Genomic DNA, 17,665 nt, shown 5'->3' on the forward strand with positions numbered 1-17,665 from the left:
GATGAAGTTCACCCTGTCCTGGCTGCACGATCACCTCGACACCACGGCGCCGCTCGAGGAGATCTGCAAGACGCTGAACACGATCGGGCTGGAGGTCGAGGGCGTCGAGGAACCCGGCGCAGCGCTGGCGGCCTTCCGCACGGCCCGCATCGTCGAGGCAGTCCAGCATCCCAACGCCGATCGCCTGCGCGTCTGCCGCGTCGACGCCGGGCCCGGGTTCGAGGCGGTGCAGGTGGTCTGCGGCGCACCGAACGCCCGCACCGGCCTGGCCGTGATCTTCGCCCCGCCGGGGACCTGGGTTCCGGGCCTGGACATCACCATCAAGGCCGGCGCGATCCGGGGCGAGACCAGTGGCGGCATGCTGTGCTCGCTGCGGGAACTGGGCCTGGGCGAGGAACATGACGGCATCGCCGAACTGCCCGCCGATACCATTCCCGGTCAGTCCTATGCCGATTTCGCCGGATTGAACGACGCGGTGATCGAAATCGCCGTCACGCCGAACCGGGGCGACGCGCTGGCGGTGCGTGGCATCGCCCGCGACCTGGCGGCCGCCGGGATCGGCCATCTGCGGCCCTGGCTGGCGGAAACGGTCGAGGGCACGTTCGATTCGCCGATCGGCTGGGCCAACCTGTTTCCCGAAGCCTGCCCGTGGGTGCTGGGGCGGACGATTCGCGGCCTGCGCAACGGCCCCAGCCCGGACTGGCTGCAGAACCGCCTGCGGGCGGTGGGGCTGCGGCCGATTTCCGCCCTGGTCGATATCACCAATTTCTTCGCCTATGACCTCGGCCGGCCGTTGCATGTCTTCGACGCGGACCGCGTGACCGGCGACCTGCTGACAATCTGCCGTGGCGCGGGCGAGGCGTTCCAGGCGCTGGACGGGCGCGAGATCGTGGTCTCGCCCGAAGATTGCGTGATCGCCGACACGGCCGGGGTGCAGTCCCTGGCGGGTATCATGGGCGGGGATGCGACCGGCGTCACCGCCGAGACGACCAGCGTGTTCGTGGAATGCGCGCTGTTCGACCCGGTGCGGATTGCCCTCAGCGGCCGTCGCCTGGGCCTGCATTCCGACGCCCGACATCGGTTCGAGCGCGGCGTGGACCAGGCCCTGCCGGTGGCGGCGCTGGAGGCCGCGAGCCGCATGATCATCGAACTGTGCGGCGGCGAGGCCAGCGAGGTCGTGTCCGCCGGCGCGGCCCCGGCCTGGCAGCGCGAGGCCCGGCTGCGCTTCGCGCGCATCGCGGGGCTGGGCGGCGTTGACGTTCCGGCCGACGAGGCCGTTGCGGCGCTGGAGGGCCTGGGCTTCGCCGTGCGCCGGCGCGATGCGGACGAGGTGCTGGTCGACGTGCCGTCCTGGCGCAACGACATTGCCATGCCCATGGTCCTGGACCAGGCGCCCGGGCTGGATCCGGCGCGGGCGCGCCAGGCGGAAGACGGCGCGCGGACCGTCGACGCGGAATGCGACCTGATCGAGGAAATCCTGCGCCTGCGCGGGCTGGATTCCATCCCGCCGGTCTCGCTGCCCGCGCTGTCCGCCGTGCCGCTGCCCGCCCTGACCCCGCGCCAGGTGCGCGCGGCCGCCGCGCGGCGGGTCCTGGCATCTCGCGGCCTGATGGAGACGGTGGGCTATTCCTTCGTGGCGCAGGCCGCCGCCGCCCGGTTCGGCGACGTGCCGGAGGGGCTGCGCCTGCTGAACCCGATCGCGGCGGACCTGGACCAGATGCGGCCGACGCCGATGGTCAACCTGCTGTCGGCGATCGAGCGCAACGCGGCGCGCGGCTATCCCGACCTGGGCCTGTTCGAGGTCGGGCCGGGCTTTTCCGCCGACGGGCAGACGCAGATCGCGACCGCGCTGTACAGCGGCCACACCCCGCGCTTTCCCGGACGCACGGCGCAGGCCGTCAGCCTGTGGGATGCCAAGGCCGATGCCTTTGCCGTCCTGGCGGCGCTGGGCGCGCCGGTCGAGGGCGTGCAGGTCACGGCGGACGCGCCGGGCCATTATCATCCGGGCCGCTCGGGCGTAATCCGGCAGGGGCCGCGCGTCGTGCTGGGGTATTTCGGGCAGATGCATCCGGCGCTGTTGGCCGGGCGCGGCCTGGATCGGCCGGTCGTCGGATTCGAACTGTTCCTGGATGCGATCGCCGAGCCGAAGCGCCGTCGCCGGGCGGCGCCCGACCTGTCACCGTTCCAGCCGGTGCGTCGTGATTTCGCCTTCGTCGTGACCCGCGACGTGGCGGCGGACGCGGTCCTGCGCGCGGCCAGGGGGGCGGAACGAACCCTGATTTCCGGCATCAGCCTGTTCGATGTGTATGAGGGCGACAAGGTGCCGGAGGGCCATAAATCCCTGGGCGTCGAAATCGTCCTGCAACCCGCCGAGCGCAGCCTGACGGATGCCGAGATCGAGGCGGTGTCCGACAAGGTCGTGGTCGCGGTGTCGCGCGCCTGCGGCGCGGTGCTGCGCGGCTGATCGGCCGGGTGGGGCAAAAGGGGAGCGGGGATGACCGGGACGATCAGGCTGGCGGCGGTCTGCGTGGCCGTGATGTGCGAAATGGCCGGCGCCGGGCGCGCGATGGCGACGGACATCATCGGCGCGGGATCCAGCTTCGGCGCGCCGATCTATGGCGCATGGGCCAGGGACGCGCGGCAGGCGACCGGGATCGCCCTGAATTATCAATCCATCGGGTCCGGCGCCGGGCAGAACCAGGTACTGGCCCGCACGGTCGATTTCGGGGCGTCGGATGCGCCGATGACCGACGCGCGCCTGCGTGCCGGCCGCCTGATGCAGTTTCCGACGGTGATGGGCGCGGTCGTGCCGGTGGTGAATTTGCCCGGGCTCGGCGCCGGTCGGTTGCGTCTGACGGGACCGTTGCTGGCGGCGCTGTATGCCGGCGACATCACCGAATGGAACGATCCGCGCATCGCCGCCGTCAATCCGGGTGTTGCGCTGCCGGACATCCCGGTGGCGCCGGTGCGCCGGGCCGACGGGTCGGGCACGACCTTCGTGTTCACGTCCTACCTGTCGCGAATGTCGCCGGCCTGGAAGCGGGACCAGGGGGCGGCGACCTCGATCGCCTGGCCGACGGGCGAGGGCGCACGCGGCAATGACGGCGTCGCCGCCGCCGTGCGCAATACCGAAGGGGCGATCGGCTATGTCGAATATGCCTTCGCCGCGCGGAACGGGATGAGCATGGTGCTGCTGCGCGACCGCAACGGCGATTTTGCCGCGGCCGGCGCCGATGGCTTCGCGGCCGCCGCGCGATCGGCGGACTGGTCCGACACGGCGACCTTTACGGTGGACCTGCTGGATGCGCCGGGGGCGGGGGCCTGGCCGATCATGTCCGCGACCTACGTCCTCGTACCCGTCGACCCTGCAGATCCGGCGCGGGCGGGCGCGGTGCTGCGGTTCTTCGACTGGGCCTTCCGCAATGGCGACGCGGCCGCGCGGGCCTTGCAGTACGTGCCGCTGCCGGATGCGGTGAAGGCCGATATCCGGCATGGCTGGTCCGTCATCCAGGGTGTCACGCCCCCGGCATGACCGGGGCGGGTTTGCGCCGGCGGTCGAAGAACGTTAGGCCCATCCCATGACCCAAGATGACAGCCGCGCCGCGCCGCGCACGATCTGGATCCTGGCGGGCGAGGCCAGCGGCGACGTGCTGGGCGCGCGCCTGATGGCGGCGTTGCGCGCCCGTGACCCGGCCCTGCGTTTCGCCGGCGTCGGCGGCACGCGCATGGAAGGCGAGGGGCTGGCCAGCCTGTTTCCCCTGCGCGACCTGGCGGTCATGGGGCTGGTGGAAGTCCTGCCGCGCCTGCGCCATCTGTCGCGCCGCCTGGACCAGGCGGTGGAGCATATCCGCCGCACCATGCCGGACGCCGTCGTCACGGTCGACAGCCCGGGCTTTGCCCTGCGGCTGCTGCGCCGTATCGCGGGCCTGGACATTCCGCGCATTCATTACGTGGCCCCGCAGGTCTGGGCGTGGCGCGAGCACCGGGTGAGGGAGTTTCCCGGCCTGTGGGACCGGCTGCTGTGCCTGCTGCCGTTCGAGCCCGAATTTTTCGGCCGTCATGGGCTGGAGGCACGTTTCGTCGGCCACCCCGTGCTGCAATCCGGCGCCGACCGCGGAGATGGCGCGGCCTTTCGCGCGCGGCATGGCATCGCATCCGACGCGCCCGTCCTGATCCTGATGCCCGGCAGCCGCCGGTCCGAGGCGCCGCGCCTGCTGCCGGTCTTCGGCGCGACCTTGCGCCTTCTGCGCGACTCCTGCCCCGGGATCGTGCCTGTCGTCCCGGTATCCCCGGTCGTGGCCGACACCGTGCGGCGCGGGGTCGCCGACTGGCCGGTCCAGCCGGTGATCGTGACCGAACCGGACGACAAGCACGATGCCTTCGCGGCGGCCGGGGCGGCGCTGACGAAATCGGGGACGTCGACCCTGGAACTGGCGCTGGCCGGGGTGCCCATGGCGGTGACCTACCGGGTCAATCCGCTGACGGCGGCGATGGCACGGCGCCTGATCCGCGTGCCCTATGTGGCGATGGTCAATCTGCTGGCCGGCCACCGGCTGGTGCCCGAACTGCTGCAGGAACGCTGCCGCCCGGACCTGCTGGCCGCGACGGTGCGTCGCCTGCTGACGGACGGGCGCGCCGCCGCCCTGCAGCAGGCGGGCTTCCACGCCGTGGTCGCGGCGCTGGCCGCCCCGGCGGGCGACCCGGCCGATGTCGCGGCGGCGGATATCCTGGCCATGCTGGACGCGCGAGACGGTCCCGCCCGCCGCTGATCAGTGCGTGGGGGCCGACGGGGCCGGGGGTGTGGCCGGCATGGGGGATATCGTCGCGGGTGCCTCCGCCGGGGGCGGAGTCTGCTGGATCGTGCGGATCGAGTCGAATTCGGCCTTGATGACATAGATGCCGATCCCGATCGTGATGATCACGGTCAGGACGATCCAGACGATCTTGGCGGCGGGCGGAGTGTCGGGGCGGGACATGATGGCTCCTGGTGGTCGCGGATGACGGGTCAGCTCCGCCCGTACAGGCTGTCGGCGGACACCAGGGGGGCGCTGGTCTCGACCAGGCCCTCGGGGCGCATGGCGTTGAAGAAGCACGAGCGGCGTCCGGTGTGGCAGGCGACGCCCTGCTGGTCGACCAGCAGCACCACCGCGTCGCGGTCGCAGTCCAGGCGGGCGTCGACCAGGCTCTGCACCTGCCCCGACGTCTCGCCCTTGCGCCACAGGCCGTCGCGGCTGCGCGAGAAGTAGCAGACGCGCCCGGTACGCAATGTTTCGTCCAGGGCCGCCCGGTTCATCCAGGCCAGCATCAGGATTTCGCCCGTGTCGTGCTGCTGCGCCACCGCCGCGATCAGCCCGGCCGCGTCGAAGCGAACGGTGTCGATCATGCGGGCGCGGGTGGCCTCGTCGGGCGGAAGATAGGTCATGGCGGCCGGCGCTCCTGGATAAGGCGGTAGCGGATGGACGGGACAAGAAACCATGGGACCCTGAATGTCCAGCCGTCGCCGCCTCCCGATCGGGCGCCTCAGGGTTCAGGGAGGGTCAGCCAGGACGGGATCTGGACGTGGAGGGGATGGCCGTCGATCATCAGGTTCGCATGGATCTGGTCCAGCCGCAGCATCGCCAGCCCCCGCCCGTCGCGCGACGAGGCCATGATGCCGGCCTCGCGGCCGTCATGCAGGATGGGGGTCCCCGGCGCAGGCAGGGCGACCGACGTGACGGGCAGCAGCTTGCGCTTGACCAGCCCGCGATAGCGCGTCCGCGCCGTCAGTTCCTGACCCATGTAGCATCCCTTGGTCCAGGAAATGCCGTTCAGGGCCTCGAAATTCGCCTCCAGAAGCAGGGTCTTTCCCGATTCGCAGTCGCGCGATCCGTCGGGCAGGCCCAGGGACAGCCGATGGGCGTCGTAGGCCGCGTGATCCGCCGAATCCGCTGCCGGGTGCGGCAGCAGCAGGCGCCAGCCGGCCTCGGGCAGGCGGGGGTCGGGGGCGCCGATCGAGGAATCGATCATCGGCGGAATGGCGTCCCAGGCGGCATGGACGGCAAATCCGGTCTCGGCGATCGTGATGTCCGAACGCAGGCGATAGCGCGACAGGCGCTGGCGCAGCATGTCGGCCTGTGCGGCCTCGCAATCCAGCAGCAGCCGTTCGCCGCCCGGATCGGCCAGGACGAAGAAATCGGCCAGCCAACGGCCCTGCGCGGTCAGGAAGGCGGTCCATATCGCCTGGCCGGGGACGGCGGCGGCCACGTCGTTCGACACCAGTCCCTGAAGGAACGCGACCCGGTCGGCGCCGGAAAGGGCCAGCACCGCGCGGTCTGGCAGATAAGCGAGGTTCGTCATTCCCGGATTCTGGGTCGGTGCGCGGCGGCGGGCAAGGGGTGGACACGCGGATTTGGTGCCGTCCGAAAACACGGCTAGCTTCGGGCCGATGCGGATCCTGTTCATTTCTTCGACCCGGCTGGGTGACGCCGTCCTGTCGACCGGCCTGCTGGATCACCTCCTGCGCCTGTATCCGCAGGCACGCTTCACGATCGTCTGCGGCCCGGTGGCCGCCGGACTGTTCGACCGCATGCCCCGGCGCGACCGGACCATCGTGATGACCAAGCGCCGGTGGGACCTGCACTGGCTGGCGCTGTGGCGGTCCTGCGTGACGACGCGGTGGGATCTGTGCGTGGACCTGCGCGGGTCGGCGGTCACGTTCTTCCTCTGGGGCCGCCGGCGTGCGGTCATGCGGGGCGGCCGGCGCCCGGGCGCGCGGATCGCGCATCTGGGCCGCGTGCTGGGCCTGACGCCGCCGCCGATGCCGGTGGCCTGGACCGGGGCCGAGGACCGGGCGCGGGCCGAGGCCACGCTGCCCGGCGACGGCTGGATCGCGCTGGCACCGACCGCGAACTGGGCGGGCAAGGTCTGGCCCGCCGAACGGTTCGTGGCCCTGTGCCGGGTGCTGTCCGCCGAAACGGGGCTGCGTCCGGTGGTCGTCTACGGGCCTGGCCCGCTGGAACGGGCGATGGCGGCGCAGGTCATCGCGGCCCTGCCCGATGCGGTGGATTCGGGGGGAAGCCTTTCCCTGGCGGAGGTCGCGGCGCTGCTGGCGCGCTGCACGCTGTTCGTGGGCAATGATTCGGGCCTGATGCATCTTGCGGCGGCGGCCGGGACGCCGACCCTGGGCCTGTTCGGTCCCAGCAGGGTGTCGGAATATGCCCCGGTGGGGCGGTGCGTGGCGCATGTCATCGCGCCAGGGGCCGAGGGACGGGCGCCGATCGCGGGGCTGACGGTGGAGGACGCGCTGGCTGCCGCGCGCGACCTGTTGCGGCGGACATGATAGAGCGGCATGAACGACAAGAGGTTGCGATAATGGCAACGGTCTGGCGAGACGCGGTTCGACGTGGCGGGGTGCATGCTGACTGACAGGCTCGACCATTCGGTCGCCGAGGCACCGCTGAAGGTGGCGCACATCATGGCCGGCGCCCCCATGGGGGGGGCGGAACTGTTTTTCGAACGCCTGTGCATCGCCCAGGCCCGTGCCGGCGTGACCGTCCAGCCGGTCATCCGACATAATGCCGAACGGGCGGCCCGCCTGCGCGCCGGCGGGGTCCTGGCGCAACAACTGGCCTTCGGCGGACGGGCGGACCTGCTGACGGGCCTGCGCCTGCGCCGCCTGCTGAAGCATTTCGCGCCCCGCGTCGCCGTGGCGTGGATGAATCGCGCGGGCCGGATGGCCCCGGCCGGGGACTGGGTGCTGGCGGGTCGGCTGGGTGGGTTCTACGACCTGTCGAACTATCGGCGCTGCGATCATCTGATCGGCAATACGCGGGGAATCGTCCGCTGGCTGGATGAACAGGGCTGGCCGGCGGGGCGGGCGCACTACCTGCCGAATTTCGCGGTGGATATCCGTCATGCCGTGCCCCGTCGGCCGACCGTGCTGCCGCCCGGCGTGCCGTTCGTGCTGGCGCTGGGGCGGCTGCACCGCAACAAGGCCTTCGACGTGCTGATCCGCGCGATGCGCCACGTGCCGGGGGCGCATCTGGTCATCGCCGGCGAGGGACCGGAACGCGAGGCGCTGGAGCGTCTGGCGCGGGCCGATCAGGTGGCTGACCGCGTGCATATGCCCGGCTGGGTCGACGGCACGGCGGGTATCGTCGCGTCCTGCGACGTGCTGGTCTGTCCGTCGCGGCACGAACCGCTGGGCAATGTGATGATCGAGGCATTTTCCGCCGGCCGGCCAGTGGTCGCCGCCGCCGCCCAGGGGCCGGTCGAACTGATCGAAAGCGGGGAGAACGGTATCCTGGTGCCCATCGAGGACGATCGCGCGCTGGGGGCGGCGATCGGCGCGGTGCTGGGCGATCCGGCGATGGCGGCCCGCCTCGGGGCGGGGGGACGGCGGACGTTCGACACGGATTATGCCGAGGCCCCGGTGCTGGCGGCATGGCATGATTTCCTGTCGCGCGTGGAAAAGGCCTGATCATGTGCGGGATTGCCGGAATTCTGTGTGGCCGGGCCGCGACGCCCCCCGACCGGGCGGTGCTGGAGCGAATGGTCGGGGCATTGCGGCACCGGGGGCCGGATGGCAGCGGGATTTATGTCTCCGGCCGGGCCAGCCTGCTGCATACGCGGCTGGCGATCATCGATCCGGCGGGTGGGGACCAGCCGATCTGCCTGGGGTCGGCGGCCATGGTCGCCAATGGCGAGATCTATAACGATCCCCAGATCCGCGCGGCGCTGGGGCCGGCACATTTCCGCACCGGCAGCGACAGCGAATCGGCCTTGCATCTGTGGCTGCGTGACGGCGCGGGCTACGCCGCCGGATTGCGCGGCATGTACGCCATCGCGATTCACGAGCAGGGGAATCACGACCTCGTACTCTCGCGCGACCCGTTCGGCATCAAGCCGCTTTATGTCGCCGAAATCGACGGGCGCTTCCTGTTCGCATCGGAACCATCAGCGATCCTGGCCACGGGGCTGGTGCCGCGCGGCCTGCGTGCGGATGCCCGCAACGAATTGCTGCAACTGCATTTCACCACGGGGCGGGAGACCATTTTCCCCGGGATTTCCCGCGTCCTGCCGGGCGAGACATTGCGGATCGAGGATGGCCGTATCCTGGACCGCCAGCGCCTGTCGGCCCTGCCCGAAGGCCCGGTGGAGACCCTGGACGAGGACGCGGCGCTGGCGCGGCTGGACGCCGCGCTGGCCGACAGTGTTTCCGCGCATGAACGATCGGACGTGCCGTTCGGGATGTTCCTGTCCGGCGGCATCGACAGCGCGGCCGTGCTGGCGGCCATGGTGCGGCTGGGCGGGCCGCCCGTCCAGGCCTGGACCGCCGCCTTCGACGCGCCGGGCGCCGCGGACGAGACGGCGGCCGCGGCGGTGCTGGCGGCATCGGTCGGCGCGGACCATCGGGTGCTGCGGATCGGGCCGGAGATGGTCTGGCGCGACCTTCCGGCCATCGTGGGCTGCATGGACGACCCGGTGGCGGATTACGCGATCATTCCGACCTGGTTCCTGGCGCGGGCCGCCCGGCAGGAGGTCAAGGTCATCCTGTCGGGCGAGGGCGGGGACGAATTGTTCGCCGGCTACGGACGGTATCGCCAGGCGATCCAGCCCTGGTGGCGGGGCGGGCGCCGGATGCGCCGGCGCGGCACGTTCGACGGTCTGGACGTGCTGGATGCCGACATGTCGGGCTGGCGCGACGGAATCGCCGCGGCCGAACTGAAATCCATGGCGTCGCCGACCCGCCTGGCCGGCGTGCAGGCGACCGACATCGCAGAATGGCTGCCCAACGACCTGCTGCTGAAGCTGGATCGCTGCCTGATGGCCCATGGCGTGGAAGGGCGGACGCCGCTGCTGGATCCGGTGGTGGCCGATGCGGTCTATCGCCTGCCCGATGCGATGAAGATCCGTGGGCGGACGGGCAAATGGCTGCTGCGGCGCTGGCTGGAACAGGCGATGCCCGCCGCGCGTCCCTTCGCGCCCAAGCAGGGATTCACCGTGCCGGTCGGGACCTGGATCGCGGCGGCGGGCGACCGCCTGGGGGTGCTGGTCGCCCGCCAGGCCGGCGTGGCCGAGATCGCGCGCGCCCCGCGCGTGCGTGCCCTGTTCGCGCAGGCCGAGGGCAGGCGGGCGCAGCATGCGGCCTGGACATTGCTGTTCTACGCGCTGTGGCACCAGATCCATATCCGTGGCGTGCCGGCCGACGGCGATGTGTTCGCGGTACTCGCCGCCTGAGCTTGCCCGTGGGGCTTGCGGGCGCTACGGGGCATGACAGACAGCCCGCCGCATTCAGGAGGTCCCCATGCATTTCGACCTGATCATCCGCAATGGTACCTGCGTCCTGCCATGGGGCGAGGCCCGGACCGACATCGGCGTCCGTGACGGCCGCGTCGCCAGCCTGACCGCCGGCGTCGCCGACGACGCGGACGAGATCGTGGATGCGGCGGGGCTGCATGTCCTGCCGGGCCTGATCGATCCGCATGTGCACCTGCGCGATCCCGGCGATGCCACGGTCGAAAGCATTCCGACCGGCACCCGGGCCGCCGCGCTGGGCGGGGTGACGACGGTGTTCGACATGCCCAACACCGCGCCCGCCATCACCGATGCGGAGATGGTGCGCTGGAAGCAGGAATACGCATCGCGCGAAAGCTGGGTCGATTTTGCGATGTACGTGGGCGCCACGCGGGCGAACACGCCGCATCTGGGCGAATACGAGCGGTTTGACGGCGTCTGCGCGATCAAGGTCTTCGCCGGTTCGTCGACCGGCGACCTGATGATCGAGGACGACGAGGGCATTCGCCACGTCCTGGAGCACGGTCATCGCCGTGTCGCCTTCCATTCCGAGGACGAATATCGCCTGCAGGCGCGCAAGGCGATGTTCACGCCTGGCATGCCCTATGACATGCATCGCGTCTGGCGGGACGAGGAATGCGCCTTCCTGGGGACACGGCGGATCGTGGCTCTGGCGCGGCGGACCGGGCGGCCGGTCCATATCCTGCATACCTCGACAGCCGAGGAACTGGCCTACCTGCCCGAGTGCCGCGACGTCGCGACGGTCGAGGTACTGGTCAACCACCTGACGCAGGTGGCCCCGGACTGTTACGACGCGCTGGGTGCGCTTGCGATCATGAACCCCCCGATCCGCGACCGCCGCCATTACGAGGCGAGCTGGGAAGCCGTGCGCAACGGCACCGTGGACACGATCGGATCCGATCACGCGCCCCACTCGCTGGAGGCCAAGGCCCGGCCGTGGCCCGCCACCCCCGCGGGCCTGACGGGCGTGCAGACGCTGGTCCCGGTCATGCTGGACCATGTCAATGCCGGCCGGCTGTCGCTGGGCCGGATGGTGGACCTGATGGCGGCGGGCCCGGCCCGGGTCTATGGCCTGCAGGCCAAGGGGCGGATCGCGCTGGGGTACGATGCCGATTTCACGCTGGTGGACATGAAGGCGCAGCGTCGGATCACCAATGACTGGATCGCGACGCCGGCGGGCTGGACGCCGTTCGACGGCATGGCGGTGACGGGCTGGCCGATGGCGACGATCGTGCGGGGCCATGCGGTGATGCGCGAGGATACGATCCTGGGCACGCCGTCGGGACGGCTGGCCCGCTTCGCGCCCTGATTCCGTCATGTTCGGCCTGTATGCGGCAAGGTTGGTCATATCATCCCGCCCGTGACGCGGGATCAGGAAGGAAGACGTCTCTTGCGTACATGTGTATCGGGCCTGCTTGTCGCCTGTGCGGTGTCCTTGTGCGTGGCTGGCGCGGTGGGCGCAGCCCGGGCAGCGGAGGCGGCATGGTCCGCCCCGGCCTGCGGGCGGGAACCCGTGGCGCCCCCGGTCGATTCGTCGACCGTTGCGCGCTATAACGCCAGCATCGACAGCGTGACGGAATACGAAAAGGCGGCCCGCACCTATAACAACTGCGTCGCCGCCGCTGCCAGCCGCGAGGAAAGCGCGATCAGCGTCGAGGCCCGGACCCGCATCGGGCATGTCCATGACGGCAGTGTGGCGGTACAGCAGCGCATCGCCGGCAATTTTTCCCGCCTGACGACGCAATTGAAGGCAGGGGCCGCGCGCTACAGCCATAAATAAGTCCGGCCATGTGGCCCGCCGCGGTCACGCGGGTTTGTTGCCCGCGTGCGCCGACGCAGCTATGGTCCCGCCTTGGACGAACGGGCGGCGGCCCGTGCGCGACGTATGCGGGGAACGGTTTGGACGTGGCTGACGACATCTTCAGGGAAGTCGACGAGGATATGCGCGCGGAGCGACTGCGTGCGCTGGCGCGGCGATATGTGGTGGCGGCCGTGGCCGTGGTGGCCGTGATCTGCGCGGGCGTCGGTGGCTGGCAATACCACGCGTGGCGGACGCGGCAGGCCGACCGGGCATGGGCGGCGGCCTATTTCGCGGCCTTGCATGCCGCCGACAGCAGCAATATCGCCCTGGGCGAGACGGCCCCCCTGACCCCGCAGCAGAAGGACGCGCTGACGCGCCTTGCGGCGTTGGACAAGGGTTCGGTCCCGGTGGGGCTGCGGACGATGGCGCGGCTGGAACAGGCGTCGCTGCTGTCGTCCAGCGGCGACATCAAGGCGGCACTGGGCCTGTGGGACCAGGTGCAGGCCGATGACGGCGCCGATCCGGTGTTGCGCGGGCTGGCCGGCCTGCTGTGGGTCCAGCACCAGATCGACGGCGGCGATCCCGCCACCCTGCGCTCCCGCCTCGCGACGCTGGATGGCGTGGGCAAGCCGTGGCGCGCCCTGGCGATCGAGTGCGAGGGCCTGCTGGACCTGCGCCAGGGACATGACGCGGACGCGCGGCGTCGCTTCGCGCAGCTGAGTGCCGCGGCCGATGCGCCCGAGGGGCTGCGCAGCCGTGCCGGCGGCCTGCTGCAGACATTGAATGGCGCCGGCCTGTAAGGCCCCAACCCGTGAAGAGCAGGATAGACATGAATAAAGTTCTGACCCGCCGGCATGCGCTGCTCGGGGCCGCGACGCTGCCGATGTTGGCCGGATGCAGCCTGTTCGAGGATGACGAAAAGCAGATGCTGGCCGGCAAGCGCGTCAATGTGCTGAGTACCGGCGCGGGCCTGATGGTCGACCCCGAGGACCATACCCCGATTTCCATTCCCCCCGCGACCGCCATTCCCGAATGGCTGCAGCCCGGGCGCGTTCCCAGCCACGAAGGCGTCAACATGGCGTGGGGCGGGGCGATGCGGCGCGACTGGTCGCATGGCATCGGCGCCGGCATTTCCGAACCCGATTTCCTGGCCTTCGCCGCGCTGGGATCGAACGGGCGCGGCGTGTTGCAGGCGACGCCGATCGTCGCCGGCGGCCGGATTTTCGTCGGTGACGCGCAGGGCGTGATCCGGGCCTTCTCCTGGCCCGGCATGCACCAGCTTTGGCGGTTCACGCCCAAGCCGAAGAAGATGCAGTCCAGCAATCTGGGTGGCGGGTTCAGCGTCGCGGGCGATACGCTTTATATCGTCGACGGGGTGGCGCAGACCCTGGCGGTCGATGTCGCGACCGGTCATGAGAAATGGCGGATCGACACCGGCACGCCCGGCCGGTCGGCCCCCACGGTCGTCGACGGGCGGCTGTTCTTCGGCACCATCGACGAACGGCTGTTCGCCCTGGATGCGGGGACCGGCAAGATCCTGTGGACGTATACCGCGACCCCGTCGGACACCGTGATCTTCGGACAGCCCGCCCCTGCGGTGGTGGACGGCGTGGTGGTGGCCGGTTTCGGGTCGGGCGACCTTGTCGCGCTGCGCGCGGAAAGCGGCGAGGTGGTCTGGAGCGACACGCTGGGCAGTACCAACGGCCAGGAATCGACCGTCGATTTTTCCTGCGTGCGGGGCATGCCGGTCGTGGTCGACGGCACCGTCTATGCCGTCAGCGCCGGTGCGATCCTGGTGGCGATGGACATGCGGTCCGGCCGGCGCCTGTGGGAACGCGCGATCGCCGGGCAGAATACGCTGCTGGTGGTCGACACCTGGCTGTTCGTCCTGTCGCTGGACCAGCAGCTGGCCTGCATCGACCGGCTGAGCGGGCATGTGCGCTGGATCACGCAGCTGCGCCGGTTCCGCCGGGTGGATGCCCAGAAGGACGCGGTGACGTGGACCGGACCGATCCTGGCGGATGGCAAGCTGGTCTGCATCAGCACCCTGCCGGAGAACGGGTTCGTGACGGTCGACCCGATCAAGGGCGAGATCCTGTCGGTCGGCAAGCTGCCGGGTGTCGCGACGGTGGCGCCGATCGTGGTTGATGGCCGTCTGCTGATCGTGACCGATGACGGTCAGATGATAGCGTATAGCTAGCGGCTGCTCTAAAGGGGGCTCGCCGGGCAAAGGCGCCCGGTCGCCGGCCGTCCTGTTGTCAGGGCAGGTTGTTCGGGTCGAAGACCCGAATGCGTGAGAATGCGCGTAAAGATATGGAATTGGCGCGCGCGATGGGGTTTATCTCATCGTGCGCCCTGCAGCAGTCTATCAAGGATTCAGTTAAAAATTGGCCAAGCTTCCCCCCGCCCTGACCGGAGGCGCGCTGCCGGTGGTCGTCATCGCCGGGCGCCCCAATGTCGGCAAGTCGACGCTGTTCAACCGTCTTGTCGGGCGACGGCAGGCGCTTGTTGCCGACACGCCCGGCGTCACCCGCGACCGCAAGGAGGCCGAGGCCCAGCTGCGCGGCCGTACCGTCCGCCTGGTCGACACGGCGGGGCTGGAGGAAGCCGCGCCGGACACGCTGTATGGCCGGATGCGGGCATCGTCGGAATCGGCGGTGGCGCAGGCGGACCTGGTCCTGTTCTGCATCGACGCACGGGCCGGCATCACCCCGGCTGATTCGCATTTCGCGGCCTGGCTGCGCCGCCAGGGGCGGCCGGTCCTGCTGATCGCCAACAAATCGGAAGGGCGGCAGGGCGCCGCCGCGGCGATGGAGGCCTATGCGTTGGGCCTGGGCACGCCGCTGGCGATTTCGGCCGAGCATGGCGAGGGCCTGTCCGACCTGATGGGCGAGATTGCGGACCGCCTGCCGCCGGAAGCCGGCGCGGCCCCGTTCGCGGATGATATCCGCGATGGGGAAGGGGAGGAGGACGAACGTCCGGCCGGCCCGCTGCGCCTGGCCATCATCGGCCGTCCCAATGCCGGAAAATCGACCCTGCTGAATCGCCTGCTGGGCGAGGAACGGATGATCACCGGGCCCGAACCCGGCCTGACCCGCGATTCCGTGACCGTCATGCTGCATGACGAGCATGGGCCGATCCAGCTGGTCGACACCGCCGGCTTGCGCCGCAAGGCGCGCATCGAGGATGCGTCGCTGGAAAAGATGTCGGTCAGCGCCTCGATCGAGGCGCTGAAGATGGCGGAGGTCGTGGTGCTGACGCTGGACGCGACCCTGGGCGTGCATGAACAGGATTTGCAGATCGCCCGCCTGATCGAGCGCGAGGGACGATGCTGCGTGCTGGCCCTGAACAAATGGGACGCGGTCGAGGATCGGATCGCGACGCGGCAGGCGATTTCCGACCGGATCGAGACATCGCTGGCGCAGATGCGCGGCATACCCGTCGTCTCGTTTTCGGCCCTGACCGGGGCGGGGGTGCAGAAGCTGCTGCCGGTGGTGCGTCGCGCCCATGACGTGTGGAACCGACGGGTGCCCACAGGGGCGCTGAATCGCTGGTTCGAGATGATGCTGGAACGGCACAGCCCGCCCCTGGTCGGCGGGCGGCGGCTGAAGCTGCGCTACATGACGCAGGCCAAGGCCAGGCCGCCGACGTTCATCCTGTTCGGCACCCGTGCCGAACAGCTGCCCGAGGATTACCAGCGTTACCTGGTCAACGGCCTGCGCGAGACGTTCGATCTGCCGGGAACGCCGATTCGCCTGCTGCTGCGCGGCACGCGCAATCCGTTCGCCGAGACCTGATACCGATCCGCGTTACAAATGAGCCTGGGGCGGGCCGCCTTAGGACGCTGCCCTGAAACCGGCCAAAGGGCGTAGCCCTTTGGAAACCCGGTCGTTTTATTCAGGATCGGGGACCGGGGCCTTGGGCCCTGGTGGTTCGGGCAAAGCCCGATCTTTTCTGACACGTGCATCACTGCCCTGGCCGGCTGGCATGACGCCTGCCGGCGTGCCCGGGCCGCCACGCCCGGACACGACACGCGTCAGTGGATGAAGATCGAGAGCAGCAGGCAGAACGCCAGGCCCAGAACCGCGATCAGTGTTTCGATCACCGACCAGGTCTTGATCGTCTGCCCGACGGTAAGGCCGAGATATTCCTTGATCTGCCAGAACCCGGCATCGTTCATCGGGCCCAGCGCCACCGAGCCCGCACCCGTCACCAGCACCATCAGTTCCGGCGACGTGCCGTGGCTTTGCAGCAGGATGGGCCCGACGATGCCCGAGGCCGTGCTCATCGCGACCGTGGCCGACCCGGCGGCGACGCGCACCACCACCGCCAGCAGCCACGCCAGCACCAGCAGCGGCACATGCGCGCCCAGCGCCAGGTCGGTGATCGCCTTGGACACGCCGCTGTCGACCAGTTCGCGGCCGAATCCGCCGCCCGCGCCGACCAGCAGCATGATCAGCGCCGTCGGGCCGAGGCATTCGGTGGTGTAGCGCAGGATCGTCTCACGCGAGAAGCCGCGCGCCAGGCCGAGTACGTAGAAGGACATGATCGTCGCCAGCAGGAGCGCGATATCGGTGTTGCCGATGAAATGCAGGACCGTGTTCGGCGTGCTGCCGGGGGCCGATATCAGGTCGGCGATCGAACCGATCAGCATCAGGATCACCGGCGACAGGATCGTCAGCACCGTAATGCCGAAGGGCGGCATGCTGGCAGGGATTTCCTTGTTCGAAAACTGCTCGGCCAGGCCCGCGGTGCCTTCGATATGCACGCGCGGGGTAATGAATTTCGCATAGACCGGGCCGGCCAGGGCGGCGATCGGCGTGCCGACGATCACACCCCAGAAGATCGTCCGCCCCGTGTCGGCGTGATAGGCCGACAACGCCAGCAGGGTGGCCGGATGGGGGGGGACCATCGCATGGGTGACCGACAATGCTGCCCCCATCGGCAGCGCCAGCAGCAGCATCGGCGTGGAGGTCCGGCGCGCCAGCGTGAAGACCAGCGGAATCAGAAGGACGAACCCGACCTCGAAGAAGACCGGCAGGCCGATCAGCAGCCCGATGACCATCATGGCCCAGCTGATCCTGCCCTTGCCCGCGATGCGGGTGATCGTCAGGGCGATCTGGTCGGCACCGCCGGATTCGGCCAGCATCTTGCCCAGCATCGTGCCCAGCGCGATCACGGTGGCGATATGGCCCAGCACATGCCCGGCCCCGGCCTCGAAGGACGCGACCGCCTTCTGGGGCGGCATGCCGGCGCACAGTGCCAGCAGCAGCGACACGGTGAGCAGGACGATGAAGGGGTTGAGCTTGTAGCGCCCGATCAGAAGCACGACGGCCAGGATGGACGCGGTCGCGAGAGAGACGGCAAGAAGTGAGGACATGGAACCACGTCTGCAGGAAATGTGAACGTGTATCACTGCGGCGTGGATTTCCGTTGTCAATGCCTCCGCCCTCACATCCACGCCATGCAACGCGGTTTTCCGTCCGGATATTTTTTCCTTTTCGCCGGTTTCCGGGTTCAGGATGCGTCTGGTCAGGTCATTGAATTTCGTTTCATAAGGACGTTGCC

15 protein-coding genes are annotated in these 17,665 nt (G+C 69.8%); 11 read left to right on the forward strand and 4 right to left on the reverse strand.

Features of this window, described 5'->3' with window-relative positions; all coding sequences use genetic code 11:
* Position 1 precedes the first annotated feature (1 nt).
* Genes pheT through lpxB form a run of 3 tightly spaced genes read left to right on the forward strand, consistent with a single transcriptional unit; the run spans position 2 to position 4,769 of the window.
* Positions 2–2,464 (forward strand): phenylalanine--tRNA ligase subunit beta, encoded by a 2,463-nt coding sequence (pheT, locus tag HLH28_RS01775; RefSeq protein ID WP_182953535.1) that lies wholly within the window; start codon positions 2–4, stop codon positions 2,462–2,464.
* A gap of 30 nt (positions 2,465–2,494) precedes the next feature.
* Positions 2,495–3,532 carry a phosphate ABC transporter substrate-binding protein PstS gene (gene pstS / locus HLH28_RS01780; protein WP_182953537.1) on the forward strand — a complete coding sequence of 346 codons (1,038 nt, stop codon included), beginning with the start codon at positions 2,495–2,497 and terminating at the stop codon, positions 3,530–3,532.
* A gap of 46 nt (positions 3,533–3,578) precedes the next feature.
* On the forward strand, positions 3,579–4,769 hold the full coding sequence (gene lpxB / locus HLH28_RS01785; RefSeq protein WP_182953539.1) for a lipid-A-disaccharide synthase: 1,191 nt from the start codon (positions 3,579–3,581) through the stop codon (positions 4,767–4,769).
* Here lpxB and HLH28_RS01790 read toward each other — a convergent pair whose 3' ends face one another.
* The 3 genes from HLH28_RS01790 to ygfZ form a co-directional block, all read right to left on the reverse strand.
* On the reverse strand, positions 4,770–4,976 hold the full coding sequence (locus HLH28_RS01790) for a hypothetical protein (RefSeq protein ID WP_182953541.1): 207 nt from the start codon (positions 4,974–4,976) through the stop codon (positions 4,770–4,772).
* Positions 4,977–5,005: 29 nt separating this feature from the next.
* Entirely contained in the window at positions 5,006–5,422 is a 417-nt protein-coding gene (gene hisI, locus HLH28_RS01795; RefSeq protein WP_182953543.1) for a phosphoribosyl-AMP cyclohydrolase, read from the reverse strand.
* Between the two features lie 98 nt (positions 5,423–5,520).
* Complete coding sequence (gene ygfZ, locus HLH28_RS01800) at positions 5,521–6,336, reverse strand: CAF17-like 4Fe-4S cluster assembly/insertion protein YgfZ (RefSeq protein ID WP_182953546.1); 816 nt, start codon at positions 6,334–6,336, stop codon at positions 5,521–5,523.
* Positions 6,337–6,424: 88 nt separating this feature from the next.
* Here ygfZ and HLH28_RS01805 point away from each other — a divergent pair, with 88 nt between their 5' ends.
* The 8 genes from HLH28_RS01805 (at position 6,425) to der (ending at position 15,894) form a co-directional block, all read left to right on the forward strand.
* Positions 6,425–7,318 carry a glycosyltransferase family 9 protein gene (locus HLH28_RS01805; protein ID WP_182953548.1) on the forward strand — a complete coding sequence of 298 codons (894 nt, stop codon included), beginning with the start codon at positions 6,425–6,427 and terminating at the stop codon, positions 7,316–7,318.
* Between the two features lie 75 nt (positions 7,319–7,393).
* Positions 7,394–8,458: a glycosyltransferase gene (locus HLH28_RS01810; protein WP_246395579.1), complete on the forward strand. Its 1,065-nt coding sequence runs from the start codon at positions 7,394–7,396 to the stop codon at positions 8,456–8,458.
* A 2-nt stretch (positions 8,459–8,460) separates the two neighbouring features.
* On the forward strand, positions 8,461–10,218 hold the full coding sequence (gene asnB, locus HLH28_RS01815) for an asparagine synthase (glutamine-hydrolyzing) (protein WP_182953550.1): 1,758 nt from the start codon (positions 8,461–8,463) through the stop codon (positions 10,216–10,218).
* A 67-nt stretch (positions 10,219–10,285) separates the two neighbouring features.
* The gene (locus tag HLH28_RS01820; protein WP_182953552.1) at positions 10,286–11,605 is read left to right on the forward strand and encodes a dihydroorotase; all 1,320 of its coding nucleotides are present in this window, start codon (positions 10,286–10,288) and stop codon (positions 11,603–11,605) included.
* A gap of 81 nt (positions 11,606–11,686) precedes the next feature.
* Positions 11,687–12,076 carry a hypothetical protein gene (locus tag HLH28_RS01825; RefSeq protein ID WP_182953554.1) on the forward strand — a complete coding sequence of 130 codons (390 nt, stop codon included), beginning with the start codon at positions 11,687–11,689 and terminating at the stop codon, positions 12,074–12,076.
* Between the two features lie 125 nt (positions 12,077–12,201).
* Positions 12,202–12,897: a tetratricopeptide repeat protein gene (locus HLH28_RS01830; protein WP_182953556.1), complete on the forward strand. Its 696-nt coding sequence runs from the start codon at positions 12,202–12,204 to the stop codon at positions 12,895–12,897.
* Positions 12,898–12,926: 29 nt separating this feature from the next.
* Positions 12,927–14,297 (forward strand): PQQ-binding-like beta-propeller repeat protein, encoded by a 1,371-nt coding sequence (locus HLH28_RS01835; protein WP_182953559.1) that lies wholly within the window; start codon positions 12,927–12,929, stop codon positions 14,295–14,297.
* Between the two features lie 187 nt (positions 14,298–14,484).
* Entirely contained in the window at positions 14,485–15,894 is a 1,410-nt protein-coding gene (gene der / locus HLH28_RS01840) for a ribosome biogenesis GTPase Der (RefSeq protein WP_182953561.1), read from the forward strand.
* A 239-nt stretch (positions 15,895–16,133) separates the two neighbouring features.
* On the opposite strand, the gene HLH28_RS01845 is transcribed toward der, so the two are convergent.
* On the reverse strand, positions 16,134–17,477 hold the full coding sequence (locus HLH28_RS01845) for a GntT/GntP/DsdX family permease (protein WP_182953563.1): 1,344 nt from the start codon (positions 17,475–17,477) through the stop codon (positions 16,134–16,136).
* Between the last annotated feature and the right edge of the window lie 188 nt (positions 17,478–17,665).

The organism is Gluconacetobacter tumulisoli (assembly GCF_014174155.1).
Taxonomy (GTDB): Bacteria; Pseudomonadota; Alphaproteobacteria; order Acetobacterales; family Acetobacteraceae; genus Gluconacetobacter; species Gluconacetobacter tumulisoli.